Raw genomic sequence first — 19,009 nt, forward strand, 5'->3', positions numbered from 1 at the left:
ATATGGATGGAATAGATGAAATAAAAAAATTAAAGAATATAGATCTTTTTCAAAGCATAATTAGAAAATTAACTATAGGCATTCAACTTGAGTACGAAGAGTTAAGTTTCATACTCTCGGTATCAATTTTATTTCTACAAGAATATCAAAAAGATAAAAGAAGAGTGGGTTGTTTTAATTTCGCTTATTTTGTAATTTTGAAAGTAGCTTTAATAAATAAATTATATCAACCTTTGTTTGATCTTAGTCTAAATGTTGGATTTTATCCGATAAATAGATTTATTTATGAAAAAAAATTAATAAAATCTTTGAGTTTGGAGAGTATAAAAAATGATGTTGAAGTTGATGCTTATAGATATGATAAACACATTGAGATGTATCAACAGCGTTTGAATAGAACTGAAATTTTATCAAGTGAAAGTTTAGACAATGTGTATATCGCACCAACTTCATTTGGTAAAAGTTCATTGATTTTTGATTTAATTAGAAAAAATATAAATAAAAAAATTTCAATAATAGTACCGAGTAAATCTCTGATATCCCAAAATATAATAGATTTGAAAAATATTTTTCCAGATAGAAAAATAATATTTAATGAAGATATGTATGATAATGAAGATATTTTTATTAGTGTATTTACTCAAGAAAGAGCATTGAGATTTTTAGCAAAAAACAAAAAAAAATATTTTGATGTAATGATAATTGATGAAGCGCATAATCTACTTTCTAATGACTATAGAGCTGTAATATTAGCTAGAGTTATTAGGAGAAATAGATTTAGATCGAGTAATTCGAAACACTATTATTTTTCTCCACTGATTAATGAGTCTAAAAGTTTACAATTAGAGGTCAATCAAGTTTTTTTTGAACGTAAAATAAAGCTAAATATTAAAGAGCCAGACTACTTTGAATTTAAGGAATCAGGTGATTTTTTTAAATACAATCGTTTCTTAGATGAGATTTATAGATTGGGACGGTGTGAAAATTTATACAAATATATCAGAGAAAATAAAAAAAGTAAGAATTTTATTTATTTGCGATCACCTAAAAAAGTAGAAGAATTTTCAAAAAATCTTTGTAATCAATTGATTTTAAATGAAAAACTATCATATTTATCTAAAATCTTATCTGATAATTTACATGAAGATTTTTATTGTGTTGACTACATTAAAAAAGGATTAATTTATTTACATGGTGGTATTCCTGATTTAATAAAAGATTTTTTAGAATTTAAATTTAAAAATGAACCTGATGTTAAGTATCTGGTTGCTAATTCTGTTGTATTGGAAGGAATTAACTTTCCAATAGAGGCGTTATTTATTTTAAATACAACAGATTTGAATATTAAAAAATTAATTAACTTAATTGGGAGAGTTAATAGGTTAAATGAAGTTTTTAATCAAAACAATATGGATTTGTCTAAATTAAATCCAAGTATACATTTTGTTAACGATAATTACTTTAATGGTAAGAATCGTGATATGTATAATAAAATTAAATTATTAAAAAGCAGTTTATTTGAGGATAGTGTTGAAAATCCAGCTTTGCTAAATACAGTTAGTGAATATTTAAAAAATAATAATGGTGGTTCTAGTCTTATCCAAGATGGGATTTCTGAAAACATTATTACTGTTAGAGATTTGGAGGATTTTCTAATCTATGATGATCAAAAAGATAATTTTCTATTGAAATCCATAATTGAACAAGATGTGCATAGTATTTATAGTGAATTTGATGAAGTTTATAAAATTTTATATGAGAAATTAGATGAATTGTTAGTATCTGATCATTGGAATGGTCTAAATATTGTAGATAAGATTTACTATTTTTTTATCAAAGATTTTGATTATCATTTAAAAAGAAATGCAGGAAGGTACTTAAGATTTAATTATGAGGGTACTAGGAAGTTCTATACTAACTTTATTGATCGTATGCATAATTTATCTTTAAAATCACATATTAATCATTATTTAGGATACTTTGAGTGGTTGGGTAAGAATAAACCTATTAAATATAATAAGTTTTATATCGGTATTGGTTTTGGAGAGATACCATATTCAGTTAATAATAAATATAATACATGTGTGGATTTATCAACAAAGAATAAAAAGCAACGTGTTAATTTGGCGTTAGTTAAGTTGAAGAGTGAAACAGATTTTGTGAATTTTAATCTTACTAAATTTGTTAATATCTTATACGAGATAAAACTTGTCACAGAAATTGAGTACAATTGTTTTATGTATGGAAGTGAGCAAAGAGAAAATATTGATTTATTCAAAGTTGGTTTAAGTACCCAACTGATTAATTTTTTAAAAGAAAATAAACAATTAAAAAATATAGGTGTAAGTAATGGGAAGCTACAATGTAATGAAGAATTCTTTGTATTTGTGAATACATTGGATGAAATTAAGAGGTTTGAAATTTCTAGATTGCTTTAAAAGCAAAGATACTAAAAGACTCGAATTATTTCTATAATTCGAGTCTTAATATCAATTAAACAATCGAATCATCCAAATTCGGCGCTAACCAACGTTTCGCCTCATCCAATGTCCAGCCTTTACGCTTCGCATAATCTTCAAGCTGATCGCCCGCGATTTTACCCACATTAAAGTATTGGCTTTCAGGGTTTGCATAATAGAAACCACTTACACTTGAAGGTGGCCACATTGCAAAGCTAGAAGTTAATTCTGTACCAATGGCATTGGTCGAATCTAACCAACTAAACAAAGTTGCTTTCTCAGAATGCTCAGGGCAAGCAGGGTAGCCCGGTGCAGGACGAATCCCCACATACTTCTCCTTAATCAACTCTTCATTGCTTAAAGTTTCAGATGCTTGGTTGCCCCAGAACTCTTTACGAATACGCTCATGTAAATGCTCAGCAAATGCTTCTGCAAAACGGTCACCTAAAGATTGTGCAAGAATCGCAGAATAATCATCACCTTTGGCTTTGTACTCATGTGCCATTTCTTCCGCACCAAAGATCGACACAGTAAAGCCACCCAAGTAATCTTCAGCTTCATCTTTTGAAGCAACAAAGTCCGCCAAAGATAAGTTTGGTTTACCTGTGACTTTGTCAGACTGCTGGCGGATATGATGGAAAGTATGCGTCACATTCGAGCTTGCTTCGTCATACACTTCAACAGAATCCGCTGCTGAACGATTGGCAGGATAGATCCCGAATACAGCACGAGCATCAAAACGTTTGTTATCAATAATGTCTTTTAGCATCGTCTGAGCTTGTTCATACAAGTCAGTCGCAGCTTCACCCACCACATCATCCGTCAGAATTGCAGGGAATTTACCCGCCAAGCTCCAAGAGATAAAGAATGGTGTCCAGTCAAAGTATTCAACCAATGTTTCTAATGGATAATTGGTAAAGGTCTGCTTACCAATAAAGTTTGGTTTAACAGGCTGATTAGCAGCAAAATCAATTTTTAAACCGTTTTCAATTGATTCTGCATAAGACAACTTCGCAGCTTTTGGTTGTTTATTGGCAATACGCTCACGTACTTTAGTGTATTCAGCTCGTGTATCTTCAACAAACTTAGGCTTCATCTCAGGTGAAAGAAGTGTAGTTGCTACACCTACAGCACGAGAAGCATCAGCTACGTAAATCACTGCATCATTTGAATATTGTGGGTCAATTTTCACAGCTGTATGAGCTTTAGATGTGGTTGCACCACCAATCATCAGTGGAATGTTAAAACCTTTACGTTGCATTTCTTTGGCAACAAAAACCATTTCATCCAAAGACGGTGTGATTAAACCTGATAAACCAATGATGTCGACTTTCTCATCAATTGCAGTTTGTAAGATTTTTTCAGCAGGGACCATTACGCCAAGGTCAACGATGTCATAACCGTTACAACCTAAAACTACCCCTACAATGTTCTTACCAATATCGTGTACGTCGCCTTTTACGGTCGCCATCAACACTTTACCTTTAGACTGCGCACCTGTTTTTTCAGCTTCGATGTACGGGTTCAACCACGCTACAGCTTGTTTCATCACACGAGCAGATTTCACCACTTGTGGTAAGAACATTTTGCCCGAGCCAAACAAATCGCCCACCACGTTCATGCCATCCATCAAAGGCCCTTCGATTACATCAAGTGGACGTTTGGCTTTTAAGCGAGCTTCTTCGGTATCTTCATCAATAAATGCTGTGATGCCTTTTACAAGCGCATGTTCAAGGCGCTTTTCGACAGGCAGTTTACGCCATTCTAAATCTTCAACATTCTTTTGTGCAGCGCCTTGACCACGGTATTGCTCAGCCACATCAAGCAATTTTTCTGTTGCTTCTTGGCCGCTTTCGCCTTGGTTTTGGTTCAGAACCACATCTTCAACCGCAGCTTTTAATTCTTTATCGATGTCATCGTAAATCGCCATTTGACCAGCGTTTACAATCCCCATGGTCATGCCTTGTTTGATGGCATGGTACAAGAACACCGAGTGAATCGCTTCACGTACAGGCTCGTTACCACGGAAAGAGAACGATACGTTAGACACACCGCCTGAAATCATCGCATGTGGTAAATTCTGTTTAATCCAACCTGTTGCTTCAATAAAATCAACAGCATAGTTATTGTGTTCTTCAATCCCTGTTGCGACTGCAAACACGTTCGGGTCAAAGATAATATCTTCAGCAGGGAAGCCAACATCATTGACTAAAACATCATAAGAACGCTTACAGATTTCTTTTTTACGTGCAGCAGTATCCGCCTGACCATTTTCATCAAATGCCATCACGATCACAGCAGCACCATATTGACGGCATAAACGTGCTTTTTCGACAAACTCGTCATAACCTTCTTTTAAGGAAATCGAGTTAACAATCGCTTTACCTTGTACGCATTTCAATCCTGCTTCAATGATTTCCCATTTCGATGAGTCAATCATGATCGGCACACGTGAAATATCAGGCTCAGATGCAATCAGATTTAAGAAATGCACCATCGCACCTTGCGAATCGAGCATCCCTTCATCCATGTTGATGTCGATCACCTGTGCGCCTGCAACTACTTGCTGTAATGCCACATCAAGTGCTTCGGCAAAGTTTTCTTCACGGATTAAACGAAGGAACTTTTTAGAACCTGTCACGTTGGTACGTTCACCCACGTTCACAAATAACGAATCTTGAGTGATGTTAAATGGCTCTAAACCACTTAAACGACATGCAGGTTTGGTTTCAGGAACTTGACGAGGTGAAATGCCTGCAACAGCATTGGCAATGGCACGAATATGGTCTGGTGTTGTACCACAACAACCACCCGTGATGTTAATCAGACCGCTTTCAGCAAATTCTTGGATAAATGCAGCCGTTTCAGCAGGTGTTTCATCATAACCACCAAAGGCATTTGGCAAGCCTGCATTTGGGTGTGCTGAAACAAAAGTATCTGCAATATCAGATACGGTTTTGACGTGTGGACGCATCGCATCTGCACCTAAGGCACAGTTAAAACCAATCGAGATTGGATCTGCGTGACGCACCGAGTTCCAGAATGCTTCTGCGGTTTGACCTGTTAATGTACGACCTGAAGCATCAGTGATCGTACCTGAGATCATGATCGGTAATTCATAACCTTGTTCTTTAAACACTTCTTTCACTGCAAAAATTGCAGCTTTGGCATTTAAAGTATCAAATACAGTTTCGATGAGGATGATGTCTGCACCACCTTCAATCAAAGCTTTCGTCGCTTCGATATAATCGATTTTTAAGGCATCAAAAGTGATGTTACGAAATGCGGGGTCGTTTACTTTCGGTGAAATTGAGCAAGTACGTGATGTCGGCCCAAGTACACCTGCTACAAAACGTGGTTTTTCAGGTGTTGAATATTTTTTACATGCTTCTTTGGCAATACGTGCAGCTTCACGGTTAATCTCTGGAACCAAATCTTCCATGTGATAATCTGACATCGAAATGCGTGTGCCGTTAAAGCTGTTGGTTTCAATAATGTCAGCACCAGCTTCTAGGTAAGCTTCGTGGATGCCTTGAATAATATGTGGTTGCGTTAATACCAAAAGGTCATTGTTGCCTTTTAGGTCAGATGCCCAGTCTGCAAAACGCTCACCACGGTAATCGGCTTCTTCTAATTTATGGCGTTGGATCATGGTACCCATAGCGCCGTCTATAATCAGAATGCGTTGGGATAGAAGCTCTTTTAAGGTGGCGAGGGTAGACATCAATGACGCTCACTATGTTGGACTTAATTAGGTGCAACATTTTAGCAGATCTAAAGTACATTTTTTGATAATTCAGTACGCATCGGCATCTAAAGCCATGAAAGTGTGTGAAAATCACTCGCTTTGTATAAAAATGATAAATTTAATTTAAATTTTTGTTTTTGTTCATATCTTTGTCATATTTGCATTGCAGAATAATGCTCTGATTAGAAATCGAAAATTTGATGAAAAATATTACATATTTATTTCATCTTATTTGGTCAGCATTTGTCTCTGGTTTTTGAAGGGTGATATTGTTTAAGATATTGAAATTAATATATTTATTTGATTTAAAATTTTCAAAAATATTATTTTTACAACAATAAAGTGTCATTTAGATGCTTTATATGACACCTGTTTGTCATATAATTGTAATAATTAAATTGAACAATAAGGGGATATTCTTATCCTCTTTACTTGCTTGCATGAATTCTAATCAATCTCCAGTTTCAGATTCAGCACAACAATCGGCGCAAGTTTCGTCGACCAATGTTCACGTGCCGACACCGAAGTTTTTTATGCCGGTGTTCTTAACACTGATTATTTCCACTCTTATTTATATTGGCTTCCAATTGGTGGCTGATTTATCTCATGTACCTGCATTAAGCCTTTACTCAGTGATTTTGCTTGCAACAGCATTGTTCATTGCATTGGGTTTTGAGTTTGTGAATGGTTTCCATGACACAGCCAATGCGGTTGCAACCGTAATTTATACCAATGCTTTGTCAGCGCCTGTTGCGGTGATGTGGTGTGGTTTCTGTAACTTCCTTGGCGTAATGGTTGCCAGTGGTGCAGTTGCTTACGGTATTATTGCTTTACTTCCTGTAGAACTGATCATGAATGTCGGTTCTGGAGCAGGTTTCGCAATGGTTTTTGCCATGCTGATCGCGGCAATTACTTGGAACTTAGGAACGTGGTACTTTGGTATTCCTGCGTCTAGCTCGCATACATTGATCGGTTCGATTTTGGGTGTAGGTATCATGAACTACATTCTAAACGCGAGCAGTGGTGCATCAGGCGTAGATATGGAACAAGTAATGAAAGTGGGTAAAGCGCTTTTATTCTCACCATTAATCGGTTTTGCATTTGCAGCTGTGTTGTTCTTATTGGTTAAAAAAATCTTCAAAAAACAAGTGGAATTATTCCAACCACCTGAAGGTAATAAGCCACCACCACCGCTAATTCGTGCACTTTTGATCTTTACATGTACTGGCGTAAGCTTTGCACATGGTTCAAACGATGGTCAAAAAGGCATGGGCTTGATCATGCTTATCCTGATCGGTTGTGTACCATTGGCTTATTCTTTGAACAAGAATTTAGATCAACAACACATTCAATCGTTCAGTGAATTATCTTCACAAACTGCTCAAGTGATTTATGCAAATCATGCAGATGTGCCAGATACTGAAGCGCGTGACGTGTTAACGACGTACATCCAAACTAAAGAATTAACACCAGCGGTTGTACCTGCGTTGGCAAGTATGACTGATCACTTAGGTGAGCGTGTAGGTCAATATGGTTCTTTGAAAGATGTTCCTGAAGCTGAAGTTTCTTCTTTGCGTAACGACATGTACTTAAGTGCAACAGCATTTAAGCGTCTTGATAAAGCTGAAGCTTTACCAGCAATGAACGAAACTCAAGCGAAAGCAGTTGATGATTACCGTGACAACATGGATTCATTCCTACAATACATTCCAACTTGGGTGAAAGTAGCTGTAGCACTTGCACTCGGTCTTGGAACAATGGTGGGTTGGAAACGTATTGTTGTGACTGTAGGTGAGCGTATTGGTAAGCAACATATGACTTATGGTCAAGGTATGTCTGCTGAGCTTGTTGCGATGTCTACAATTGCTGCTGCTGATGGTTTTGGTATGCCAGTATCAACTACACACGTACTTAACTCTGCGGTAGCGGGTACGATGGTTGCCAATAAATCAGGTTTGAACTTCCAGATGGTTCGTACCATTCTTTCAGCTTGGATCTTTACTTTGCCTGCAACGATCTGTTTATCAGGTGCATTGTTCTGGTTATTCTTAAAAGTATTCTAAGTTTGATAGATCAAAAAAAGCTGCCTCAGGGCAGCTTTTTTATTGGGTGTTTTTTATTTTCAAGAGCCTTATTTTTCAATCCAAAAGTTCGGTTAAAAACTGTAAGGCTTTGAAAATATTCTTAAGTCAAAATCTAACTGACTCTTCATTTCTTCAATCTTTTCATTAAGCTTTTAGGGAGTTTCTCTTCTGCAAAACCATACAATGCAGCGAACGGTAATGCCGTACGTGCTAAATAGGCAACACGCCATAAACCACCATGATTAGCACCTTCCATCATCAGTTCCAGTGGGTGTTGCATTGGGTTCTCTGGGTTTGCAATTGACTTTGGATTACGTAAATCATGTACCCAAAGTGCAGCCATAATGGCATTGGTTGTAGATGGTTCAAAAGCTTCAACGTCAAAAATACCTGCACCATTAAATGCCGCTTTGAGTAAAGGGTTTTTAGTCACTGAATGGGTAGTGGTCGATGGTGCAATATTGATACTGACACGTTGACCTTGATGACGAGCTAGGGTTGCACGCCACTGTTGAATACGTTTTGCTAGTGCGTAGTTAGGTCCTTGTTCGACGACTAAACAATCTGCGATACCGTAAGTATTACCTTGATCAGAAGGGGCTAGATCATGAGAGTTCTTTTTAAAGAAGTGTTTTAAAGTCAACATTTCAATCCCTTTACTCATGAGTTTTTCAGACTGTGAGCGGGATTTAAATTTAGTTGCTGATGCATTGATTACTTCAGCCGGAACGGCATACACATCTGTTGGCGTGCACATATACATCAAGCTCGTATCAGTTTTTTTCTCACTAATATATTGCATGATGCTATCCATTGCCATCGAGACACGGACATGTTTCTCACCATCGAGGTAGGCAATGGCAGCTAAATCTAAAGCCTGATTCTTTTTACTTAGCCATTGTGCAATTTCAGGTGTCTGAGTCAGTAAATTTGCACCCAGTTTTTCTTTTAATGTTTCAATTGAGGTATTTTGATCCAGTTGCTCTGAACATGGAGCAATCAGCGTTGCATTACCTTTTTTGATGGTGGTGAGTATTTTGTCCCAAACACGTGGGTTAGGCAGGTCGAGTGCAATAATATTGGCTTTCCATTGAGATAACCAAGTTAGAGGGCCTGCTTCGGAAGCAGCACCAAACAGCACCATGGTACGATCAGACAGGTCAAACCATTCAGGATGTGCATGCACCGTTCTTAGTGCTTCAGCATGACTACTTTCAATAATGCCAGCATCTTCCCATGTTTGAATTTGATCTAACAGCGCTTGTCCTCTTAGATTTTGTCCATGATAGGGCACATACCATTCAGGCTTTGCTTCACTTTCACCTTGTAATTTAACTGAATAGAGTGGTTGAGCTTCTAAACTCATCATTTCTGCTAAGTTACATTTTTGACCATCACGATAAAACTCAAAACTATGATGTGCTTTGTTTAAGCCTGCTTGAGCAATCTCAATAGGATTTTCTTGATTTCGAATGCCATTTTCAACCAAGGCTTTAAAGTAAATTGGATATTTCTTACGCCAGTTTTTTTCAGATAAAACTTGCTGAGAAGTTTTATGGTCAACAGTAGACAGCGCTTCAGAAAGAATAGCTTGTCCTGTTTTGGATGTACTTGGTTTATTATTGGTAGAATTGATCGGGAATTGAATCCCTTCTAGTGCTTGAGACATGCAAAAACTCTCGTGATATTTCATCATTCATATACAGATGTAAACATTATCTATGCCAAATTAGAATTTCAGGTGGCATTAACTACCAAAATTGTGTGGATTGTATATTGAGGAAAAGAAAGTTTTATTCAGTGTTTTACTACTTCAGTTTATGATTCAGAAAAGAATAAAGAAGTATATAAAACCGAGCAAAAGTTGATCAAATGGCAGAATATAGAAAGGGACGAAGAACGTCCCTTTGATGTTTAAACTAAATAAAATGACTTAATAAAAACTGTCCAAAATTTATTAAAATGGAAGCTGAGTCAGCTTACTTAAAAAATGTGGAATCAATCGTGGTTCAATAATAATCGTCATAATCACACCGTAGGCAGCACCCCACAAATGCGCACTATGGTTCACATTTGAATTGCCTTTTTTCCCAGACCAAATGCTATAAGCAATATAGAGTACTGCAAAAATAATGGCTGGAACGGGAATGAAGAAGACGAAAATCAATTTCCAAGGTTCAAACAAGATATAAGCAAAAAGCACAGCAGATACAGCACCCGAAGCGCCTAGACTTGCCCAACGATGATCATTTTTATGTTTTAAATAACTCGGGATAATTGCAACGATTAAACCACCCAAGTAAAACAGGACAAAACCTAAGTCGTAAAAATACTGACGATAAAAGCTTTCAATCACGCTACCAAAAAAGAACAAGGTGATCATGTTAAATAATAAATGCGTACCGTCCGCATGAATAAAGCCATGGGTAATAAATCGATCATATTGGCCTTTCTGCATCGCAGGCGGCCAAAAAATCAAACGATTCATTACATTTTGGTTTGAAAATGCGATTAAGGAGATGATCACCGTAATGATGACGATGCTAACTGTATGATTAAAAGGTAAATCAAGCATAAATAAACTTTTCTATTTTTAACTATTTACTGATCATAATGCTATTTCATTTATCAATATATTGTAATTTGATAATAATTCCGACAAATTTAGTTGATTTTAGAATATTACCCCCGATCTTAAGTTAAAATAGAAGCTTCAGCATGAGGAAATATTGTTATGTCGACTGAGAACACCAGCACTGCAGTTGCTGAAGAAATTCCAAATTTATTAATTACACCAACTGCACAAGAGTATTTATTTGATTTGCTCAATAAGCAAAATACTCCGGGCATCGCTGTGCGTGTTTTTGTGGAAAATGCGGGTACACCACGCGCAGAGTGTTGCATGGCTTATAGCGCACCTGATGAAGTTGTACCAACAGATTACAAGCAAGATTATCCAGAATTTGCTGCATATATCGATACGCCATCTATCCCTTATTTGTTAGATGCTGTAATTGATTACAATAAAGACCGTTTTGGTGGTCAGTTAACTTTCCGTGCTCCGAACTCTAAAGTGCCACGTGTAGGTCCTGATGCATCAATTGAAGAGCGTATTACTTACATTCTTCAGTCAGAGATCAATCCAGGTTTGGCAGGGCACGGTGGTAACTGTGCATTGGTTGAAGTGGTTGAAGATGCAGAACACGGTTTAACAGCTGTACTTAAGTTCGGTGGTGGTTGCCAAGGTTGTTCAGCGATTGACGTAACTTTAAAGCAAGGTGTTGAAACGACGTTGCAACAGCATATTCCTGAATTAAAGCGTGTTGTCGATCAAACAGATCATACACAAGCTGAAGGTGCGTACTTCAAATAAGTCTAAATTGAATATTTTCAAATGATTAAAAATAGCTTCCAAAGGGAAGCTATTTTTTTGGGAGTAAATTTTATTTTATAAATAGTAATGAGAATAATTATTAAAAGCAATTGCAATATAATTCGTGTTTGTTACAATGCGCTACGAAAAATTCTAATTCTCTCCTTAAAGTTTTCGGAAATACGTATGAACAAGAAATGGATTCAATCGTCTTTATCATTTGCAGTCATGTCTTTAATGGTGATAAATGCGCAGGCAGAAGAACAAATACTGGCTGAAAAAGAGAACTTGAAATTAAAAACGATTGTTGTCACTTCAGCAGGTGGTTACGAACAGAATATTGCGGATGCAGCTGCAACGATTTCGGTGATTTCAAAGGAAGAGTTAGAAAAAAAATCGTATAGCGATGTTACAGATGCTTTGAAAAATGTACCCGGTGTATTTGTGCAAGGTGGTGGGACAAACCAAACCATTTCGATTCGCGGTATGGGATCAGCGTACACACTCTTTCTCATCGATGGTAAGCCGATGAATGATGGGAGCTTATTGACAACAAATGGTGGTGTTCAAGGTGCATCGGTTAATTTCTTACCACCGATTGAAGCAATTGAACGAATTGAAGTGATTAGAGGTCCATCTTCATCGCTCTATGGTTCAGATGCGATGGGCGGTGTAATTAACATCATTACTAAAAAGCATCAGGATGAATTAACAGGAAGTATTCGTACTGAATACATCAAAGCAGGAAAATCGAATAAGGTAAACAATGACGCTACGAATACAAGTTTGTATGTTAATGCACCATTGATTAAAGATTTACTCTCATTTCAAGCTTCAGCAGGTTTACAAACGATTGACGAAAGTCATTATCAAACAACAACGACTGAAACTGGTGAAAGTGATCCTGAATTTAATAAAAAGAATTTCACAGGTAAATTTGTTCTTACGCCAAATAAAAATAATACGATTATTGCAGAGTATACCAATACTCAACAGGAGCGTATTCATAACCCAGGCATTAGTTTGACTAAAGCGCAAAATAGAACGTATTCGGAATTAGAAAAAAATAATTTCACGCTGAGCCACGAGGCAAAATACGATAAATTTGTTGCCAACTCTTATGTGCAATTAGATAAGGATCGCAATAATTCGATTACTGGTCGTAGTGTAAATGGGGTGACGAATCCAGGCGGTATTGATTTTGAGACCCTCACAGTAAATTCACAAGGTACATATTTTGCTGGTGACCATGTTGTTACGGTTGGGGCAAACTATGAAAAAGAAGAACTTGCGGATGGTACGACCAACCAAAAAGCGGATATGGCGGGCAAAGTTACGACCATGGACCGTTATCAGTGGTCACTTTTCGCTGAGGATACTTGGAGTGTGACTGATAAACTCGCACTGACATTTAGTGGTCGTTATGATGAAAATGAATACTTCGGCGACAACTTCAGTCCTAAAGCCTATGCTGTTTATAACGCTACAGAAAATTTAATTTTAAAAGGTGGTGTGATTTCGGGCTACAAAGCACCAAGCTTACGTAATTCATCACCGCAATATATGTTGAATTCGATGGGTGGAGCAATTATGCCTAACCCGAACTTAAAACCAGAGACGACACTTACTTATGAAACTGGGTTTGCATTTACTTTTGCAGATGTAGACATGAGTTTAATGGTTTACCAAACTGATTTTAAAGATAAAATCACACGCTCTTCTCGTGTAGAAGGCAGTCGTGCTCCAACAGCTGCTGAAGGTGGTAAAGATAACTATACTCAAGCTGAGTTAGATGATTACTTTGCGAATAGTGCTTTCTATCAGGCTAATCCTGACCTCCCTTATAATGCTACAGGCTACACTTATAACTACAATGTAGATGAAGCTCAAATCCGTGGTTTAGAATGGACAACCGATTATCAAATCACGGACTATTTAAAATATAGACATTCTTATACTTATACAGACAGTGAACAAAAGACCGGAGCAAATAAAGGTCAGCCATTAAATGACATGCCTAAACATATGTTTAATGCCGGTTTAGATTGGGATATTAACGATCAATTATATGTGTGGACTCAACTTAACTACCGTGGTGATACTAAAACGCAAGATGAAACAACGCCATCTTATACCTTTGTCGATCTAGGTGCAGTGTACAAATATAGCGATCAAGTCCAATTCTCGTCTGGCATTTATAACGTTGCCAATAAAAATGTTCAAGATGATGGTAACGATTGGGTTCTTGATGGCAGAAGATATAGTTTTGCTTTGAACTATAAGTTTTAAACCATACTCATAGAAATGGGGCTTAAAGCCTCATTTCTAGTTTTAAGTGCTTATTTTGCATTTTTGTCAGGAATGTTATGAAACGAAAAGATGGTTATGTGGTAGATACAACTTATCCTGTATTTTTCTATAAAGAAATGCAGCCGATTTGGTTGAATACCGTTGTTCAGTTTCTAGGGTTTAAAACACCGAATATCCGTCAGAAATTTTCATATTTAGAGCTGGCATGTGCGACAGGCGTCAATTTGCTCGTTGCAGCGATGAATCACCCTCACGGCTCTTTTATTGGTGTCGATTTCAACCCGCAACATATCGAGTTAGCACGAAAGTCAGCACAAAAATTAGGCTTAAAAAATATAGAGTTTATTCATGCTGATTTTTCAGAATTTTTAAAGTCAAAGACTCAACAATTTGATTTCATTGTAAATCATGGCACCTTTACTTGGATATCACCTGAACAACAGCAACATATACTTGATATTATTGATCAATCATTAAAAGAGTCTGGGATCTGCTATTTACACTACATGTGTTATCCCGGTTCTAAAGATTTGATTCCACTTCAGAAATTATTTAGTTTAGTGGATGAGCATCAACCAGACTTATCGGTGGAAAGTATTGGTGTAGCTACGCAATTATTTAATGATTTGAATGATGCAGGTGCATTTGTACATCAATCTAAAAAGGAGGCTGTTTTAAATACGCTAAAAAATAGTAGTACCTATTTAGCACACGAGTTTTTAACGGATCATTGGAAGCCATTGTTTAGTGTTGATTTACATAAAATGGTTTATGAAAAAACAAAAATGACTTATTTAGGGAGTGCAAATCCCTGTGAAAACTTGGATAGCATTAGTATCCCTGCGAATTTACAAAGTCTCATTAGAGATACGCAACAGCCTGCTTTAAAAGAGTATTTAAAAGATATCGCCAGAGATGCAAAACAACGGGTGGATATTTTTCAAAAAAAACCACAGCCATTTAATCATGTGGAACACTTTAAGATCATAAACGATACTTATTTTAAACTCTTACCTGATTTTTCAAGATCAAAAATTACCTGGTTTAATACCTCTATTGGTCGAATCGATGCTAATGAGCATGTATTAAAAGCGCTAAATCAAACAATGGGTCATGAACATACAAGTTTTAAGACACTGTTGAATTTACCTGTATTTCATCAAAATCCGTTATTTATAATTGAAACACTTTTCTTAATGATGCAGGAAAAATATATCCATCCAGTAAATGATCTAGCATCAGCGGTAGATATTGATCAGATAAATCAGTTTAATGATTTAATGAAAGAGCTGGGGGTGAGTCTCAACTTGATGCCTAATTGTGCTACTGCGATTTATAAAACTTAAAGCGATGAGAAATAAAAAAAACCGCTGAAATCAGCGGTTTCTTTAATCAAACTATTTTTTTATTCTGCATTAAGAATTTTTCGGACATGGTCTGAATAATAAAACTTTTCCAGATGAAGTCTTGCACGTTGCTTCAGATGATCGGACGAAATCATGTGTTGAATCACCGGTGCGAGCAGTTGCTGTAATTCATTTTGAATGAGACTTTCATCGATATTAATATCATTTAAAATCGCATCGAAATTATGATCTTGATTACGGATGTACCAAGCGTAAACACCATCATGCACTTGTTGTTTTAAATAATCTGTTTGACGAATGTGATCCCAAATTTCATGCCCCATCCCGACTGTATTGGTCAGATCAGACACTTCGACATAGTTTCGAAGACGTGATAAAGGAACTTGCTTAATTTTATGCCATAGATTGGCTTGAAAATGATAAAGTTTATTGTCATCAAACTGCTGATTGATCACTTGTTCACTCAGTTGACTAATCTTGATGATATTTTTTTGAAGATAATGTTTAACGGTATCATCCAGATTCGAGTCAGTCACACTTTCTAAAACAGATTTGCCCATTTTCATGAAGCGACCGACACCGGGTACTTTTTTATTCATCACGGAATTATCAATATAATCTTGAATTGAGTGATGAATCAGTTGAGTCAGTGTGGTTGAAAAAGCAGGATTATTGACCACTCTTTTGATCAAAGCCTGACGATGGGAGCTTTTACTTGCAACGTATTGAGCAATTTTATCAATGGTTGCAACAGGAATAACATCTTCAATCTTGGTTGAGTCATTTACATTGTGTGCTAAGGCAAGTCGAATATGATCCGCAATTTGTTCAATTAAAAAAGCACTGGCAGGCGTAGCCAAGATTTGTTTTTGTAATAAATCATTGATCTGAGGAAAGCTCCAAAGATTCTTTAGAGGTTGTTTTCTAAGCCAATGATAAAAAGAAATAAATTCATTTTGAATCGTATCTGCACTTGAAAACTCTTGATCCAAGAATTCAAGCTGAGCGTCGATCAGTTGTTCAATGATTGGGTTCTTCGTCATGAAAATATTCTCAAATGTCCTTTAAGGATTAAAGTCCTGTTTAGATCATTGTACTGTATTTAAGAATGCGACATAGCTTTGACTGACACGCTCAGGTGCTTCGAGCATCGGAATATGACCAACATGATTTAAAATAATCGGTTGTTGTGCATTTTTAATTGAGTTTTTAAGTTCTTGTGCAATCTCAACATTCACAATTTGATCTTGCTTACCCCAAAGGATCAAGGTCGGTGCAGTAATGTGTCCTAACATTTCTTTAAAAGAGCTTAATGAATATTGCTTATTCATATCCGTCAGTTGATTAATTAAGCGTGCAGTGTGCTGAGCGTTTTTAATTAAATGCTGTTCATATTGTTTCTTAATGATTGAGGGCACAAAAGGTGGATTGTACATCACCTTACGTGAGACAAAGTCTAAATCACCAGGTTGTTGAATAAGTAGCTGCTTTAAATAGATGGGGTTATTTAAGTAATTGGTTTGATTGTTTTTTAAGATGCCACCTGCACCCAGAATAAATAAGCTTTTGGTGTCATAGTGGTATTGCGATGCATACATCAGAGCGATAGAGCCACCTACGGAATGACCTGCCAAATGTAATTGATTTTGAATATGCGAGGCTTCAACAAAACGACGAAGTTGATCTGTTAGATTTTGCAGGCTGAGATCAAAATTGTCGGCAACTTTGGTGTCGCCACTCCCTGGTAGATCCGGAATGATCAAGTGATAGTCTAAACTAAGGGTTCGTGCAATTTGATTCCAAGAATCACGATTTGCACCAATACCATGGATTAATAATAAGGTTGGTTTATTGGGCGAACCAGCTTCACTATATGTCCAAATGACATCGCCTACTTTTAACGTTTTCGTCTTTAAATTTGCCCACTGACGTTCTTCATTTTGATATTTATTGAAGTCGATAAATTCTTCCTGAGCATGCACACTAGGAAGTGCTAAAACAAATGTAGCGAAAGAAAGAGCATAAAGGAGTGTGCGTTTTAAGGATAACATGGAAGCAGATAATACCATTCGAAAAAAGTCCGAAAAATTATCGGCAAATTATATGCAATTTTTATTCAGCGATTCATATAGAACTGTACGACATTTGCAGTGTTAAATAGCTCATCTGTTGTTGAGTAAATGATTAACTTAAACGAACAGATCGAGGTGAATAAATGTGTTTTTCTAGATGTCTAGTGAATTTAAAGCTCATGTGTTTTCTAATTGATGTATTGTTTAGCAATGCGAAAATAATGTGATTGAGTATAAATTTAGTCAGTGACTTTGAAAAAGTACAGTATTAAAATTATCGAACCTTTAGACCCATGGAAGAAACATGCTGACTGCAGAAGAAGTTTTAGAACGTTTAAAAAATGGTAATCAACGTTTTGTACAGGGTCAAACAAACCATCAGCGACTTTTGTCACATCAAGAACGTGCTCAAATGGCAGAAACACAAGAACCATTTGCCATTATTTTAGGGTGTTCAGATTCACGTGTGCCTGCTGAAATGGTTTTTGATCAGGGACTAGGTGATTTATTTGTGATTCGTGTTGCAGGAAATATCGTTGCACCATCACAGGTGGGGAGTGTTGAGTTCGCCGTCGACAGCTTTGCATGCCCTGTGGTTGTGGTACTGGGTCATACGCACTGTGGTGCGATTGAATCAACCATTGAAGTATTGGCAAACCCAGATCAACCGCCATCTGCAAATCTCATGTCTATTGTAAATCGGGTGCGACCATCGGTTGAAATCTTGATGCAAACAGAACTCAAAGATGATTTGAAAAAATTATCTTGTCATGCGGTTCGTTCAAATGTATTCGCATCGGTAAATCAGCTACGTCATGGTTCTGCTGTACTTGAAAGCTTTATCTCTAAAGGCAAATTAAAAGTCGTCGGTGCAGAATATTCACTTGAAACAGGTGAAGTAACCTTCTTCGATTTCTAATTGAAAAAAATTAAATCTTAAATTTAAAAAAGGCGCTTTATAAAGCGCCTTTTATATATGGGTATGCGTTATTTAGCAGAATTTTTTGAGCATTGGCATTGGGATGAATCAAGTCTTTTTGCATGAGGCTTTTATTCCCAGCAACACCTTCCATAAAGAATGGCAATAGTTTGACTTTATAGGTTTGGCTTAGAGCTTTGTAATTATTTTCAAATGCTTTGCTATAAGCTGTGCCATAGTTAGGAGGTATTTTCATGCCAAATAACAATACAGTGGCTTTGGTTTTCTGACTCTGTTGTATCAACCTTGCCAAATTCTGTTCAATCATCTTAGGTGGTTGTCCACGTAAGGCATCATTGCCGCCCAATTCAATCACCACAATCTGCGGTTTATGCGTTGCCAATAACTTAGGTAGACGTGCCAAAGCGCCACTGGTTGTTTCACCGCTCACACTGGCATTGACCACCTTATGTTTTTTCGGATACTGTTGGTCTAAGCGCTGTTGTAATAAATTGACCCAACCTTGTTGTGTGCTGACACCGTAACCTGCGCTTAAACTATCACCGACAATCAGGATGGTCTTTGCGAATGCTGAAACAGGCAGAGTGATGACTAATCCACATATTAATAAATGTGAAAATCTCTTTAAGATATTGAAATTCATTATACTTTTAAAA

At 36.6% G+C, this 19,009-nt stretch carries 12 protein-coding genes; 6 read left to right on the forward strand and 6 right to left on the reverse strand.

Going from position 1 to position 19,009, the window contains the following annotated elements:
- Positions 1 to 2: 2 nt before the first annotated feature.
- On the forward strand, positions 3 to 2,438 hold the full coding sequence (locus AC5YDM_RS08715; protein ID WP_496151728.1) for a DEAD/DEAH box helicase family protein: 2,436 nt from the start codon (positions 3 to 5) through the stop codon (positions 2,436 to 2,438).
- Between the two features lie 55 nt (positions 2,439 to 2,493).
- Here the strand turns inward: AC5YDM_RS08715 and metH are convergent, their stop codons facing one another.
- Positions 2,494 to 6,183 carry a methionine synthase gene (metH, locus tag AC5YDM_RS08720; protein WP_496151729.1) on the reverse strand — a complete coding sequence of 1,230 codons (3,690 nt, stop codon included), beginning with the start codon at positions 6,181 to 6,183 and terminating at the stop codon, positions 2,494 to 2,496.
- A gap of 464 nt (positions 6,184 to 6,647) precedes the next feature.
- Here metH and AC5YDM_RS08725 point away from each other — a divergent pair, with 464 nt between their 5' ends.
- The gene (locus tag AC5YDM_RS08725; protein WP_496151730.1) at positions 6,648 to 8,270 is read left to right on the forward strand and encodes an inorganic phosphate transporter; all 1,623 of its coding nucleotides are present in this window, start codon (positions 6,648 to 6,650) and stop codon (positions 8,268 to 8,270) included.
- Between the two features lie 145 nt (positions 8,271 to 8,415).
- On the opposite strand, the gene AC5YDM_RS08730 is transcribed toward AC5YDM_RS08725, so the two are convergent.
- Positions 8,416 to 9,960: a hypothetical protein gene (locus tag AC5YDM_RS08730; protein ID WP_496151731.1), complete on the reverse strand. Its 1,545-nt coding sequence runs from the start codon at positions 9,958 to 9,960 to the stop codon at positions 8,416 to 8,418.
- 288 nt (positions 9,961 to 10,248) lie between these two features.
- Complete coding sequence (locus tag AC5YDM_RS08735; RefSeq protein ID WP_496151732.1) at positions 10,249 to 10,866, reverse strand: rhomboid family intramembrane serine protease; 618 nt, start codon at positions 10,864 to 10,866, stop codon at positions 10,249 to 10,251.
- Between the two features lie 159 nt (positions 10,867 to 11,025).
- Here AC5YDM_RS08735 and nfuA point away from each other — a divergent pair, with 159 nt between their 5' ends.
- From nfuA to AC5YDM_RS08750, 3 genes are all read left to right on the forward strand, one after another.
- Positions 11,026 to 11,664: a Fe-S biogenesis protein NfuA gene (gene nfuA / locus AC5YDM_RS08740; RefSeq protein WP_496151733.1), complete on the forward strand. Its 639-nt coding sequence runs from the start codon at positions 11,026 to 11,028 to the stop codon at positions 11,662 to 11,664.
- Between the two features lie 186 nt (positions 11,665 to 11,850).
- Positions 11,851 to 13,953, forward strand: a complete 2,103-nt coding sequence (locus AC5YDM_RS08745; RefSeq protein ID WP_496151734.1) for a TonB-dependent receptor domain-containing protein — start codon at positions 11,851 to 11,853, stop codon at positions 13,951 to 13,953.
- Between the two features lie 77 nt (positions 13,954 to 14,030).
- Positions 14,031 to 15,320, forward strand: a complete 1,290-nt coding sequence (locus tag AC5YDM_RS08750; RefSeq protein WP_496151735.1) for a class I SAM-dependent methyltransferase — start codon at positions 14,031 to 14,033, stop codon at positions 15,318 to 15,320.
- Positions 15,321 to 15,379: 59 nt separating this feature from the next.
- Here AC5YDM_RS08750 and AC5YDM_RS08755 read toward each other — a convergent pair whose 3' ends face one another.
- Both AC5YDM_RS08755 and AC5YDM_RS08760 read right to left on the reverse strand, forming a co-directional pair.
- On the reverse strand, positions 15,380 to 16,384 hold the full coding sequence (locus AC5YDM_RS08755; protein ID WP_496151736.1) for a hypothetical protein: 1,005 nt from the start codon (positions 16,382 to 16,384) through the stop codon (positions 15,380 to 15,382).
- A 45-nt stretch (positions 16,385 to 16,429) separates the two neighbouring features.
- Positions 16,430 to 17,410, reverse strand: a complete 981-nt coding sequence (locus AC5YDM_RS08760) for an alpha/beta fold hydrolase (RefSeq protein ID WP_496151737.1) — start codon at positions 17,408 to 17,410, stop codon at positions 16,430 to 16,432.
- Positions 17,411 to 17,717: 307 nt separating this feature from the next.
- Between AC5YDM_RS08760 and AC5YDM_RS08765 the strand changes: the two genes are divergently transcribed.
- A complete protein-coding gene (locus AC5YDM_RS08765) occupies positions 17,718 to 18,332 on the forward strand; it encodes a carbonic anhydrase (RefSeq protein WP_496151738.1) in 615 nt (204 codons plus the stop codon).
- 37 nt (positions 18,333 to 18,369) lie between these two features.
- On the opposite strand, the gene AC5YDM_RS08770 is transcribed toward AC5YDM_RS08765, so the two are convergent.
- Entirely contained in the window at positions 18,370 to 18,996 is a 627-nt protein-coding gene (locus AC5YDM_RS08770) for an arylesterase (protein ID WP_496151739.1), read from the reverse strand.
- Positions 18,997 to 19,009 lie beyond the last annotated feature (13 nt).

The organism is Acinetobacter sp. CY81 (genome assembly GCF_059515925.1).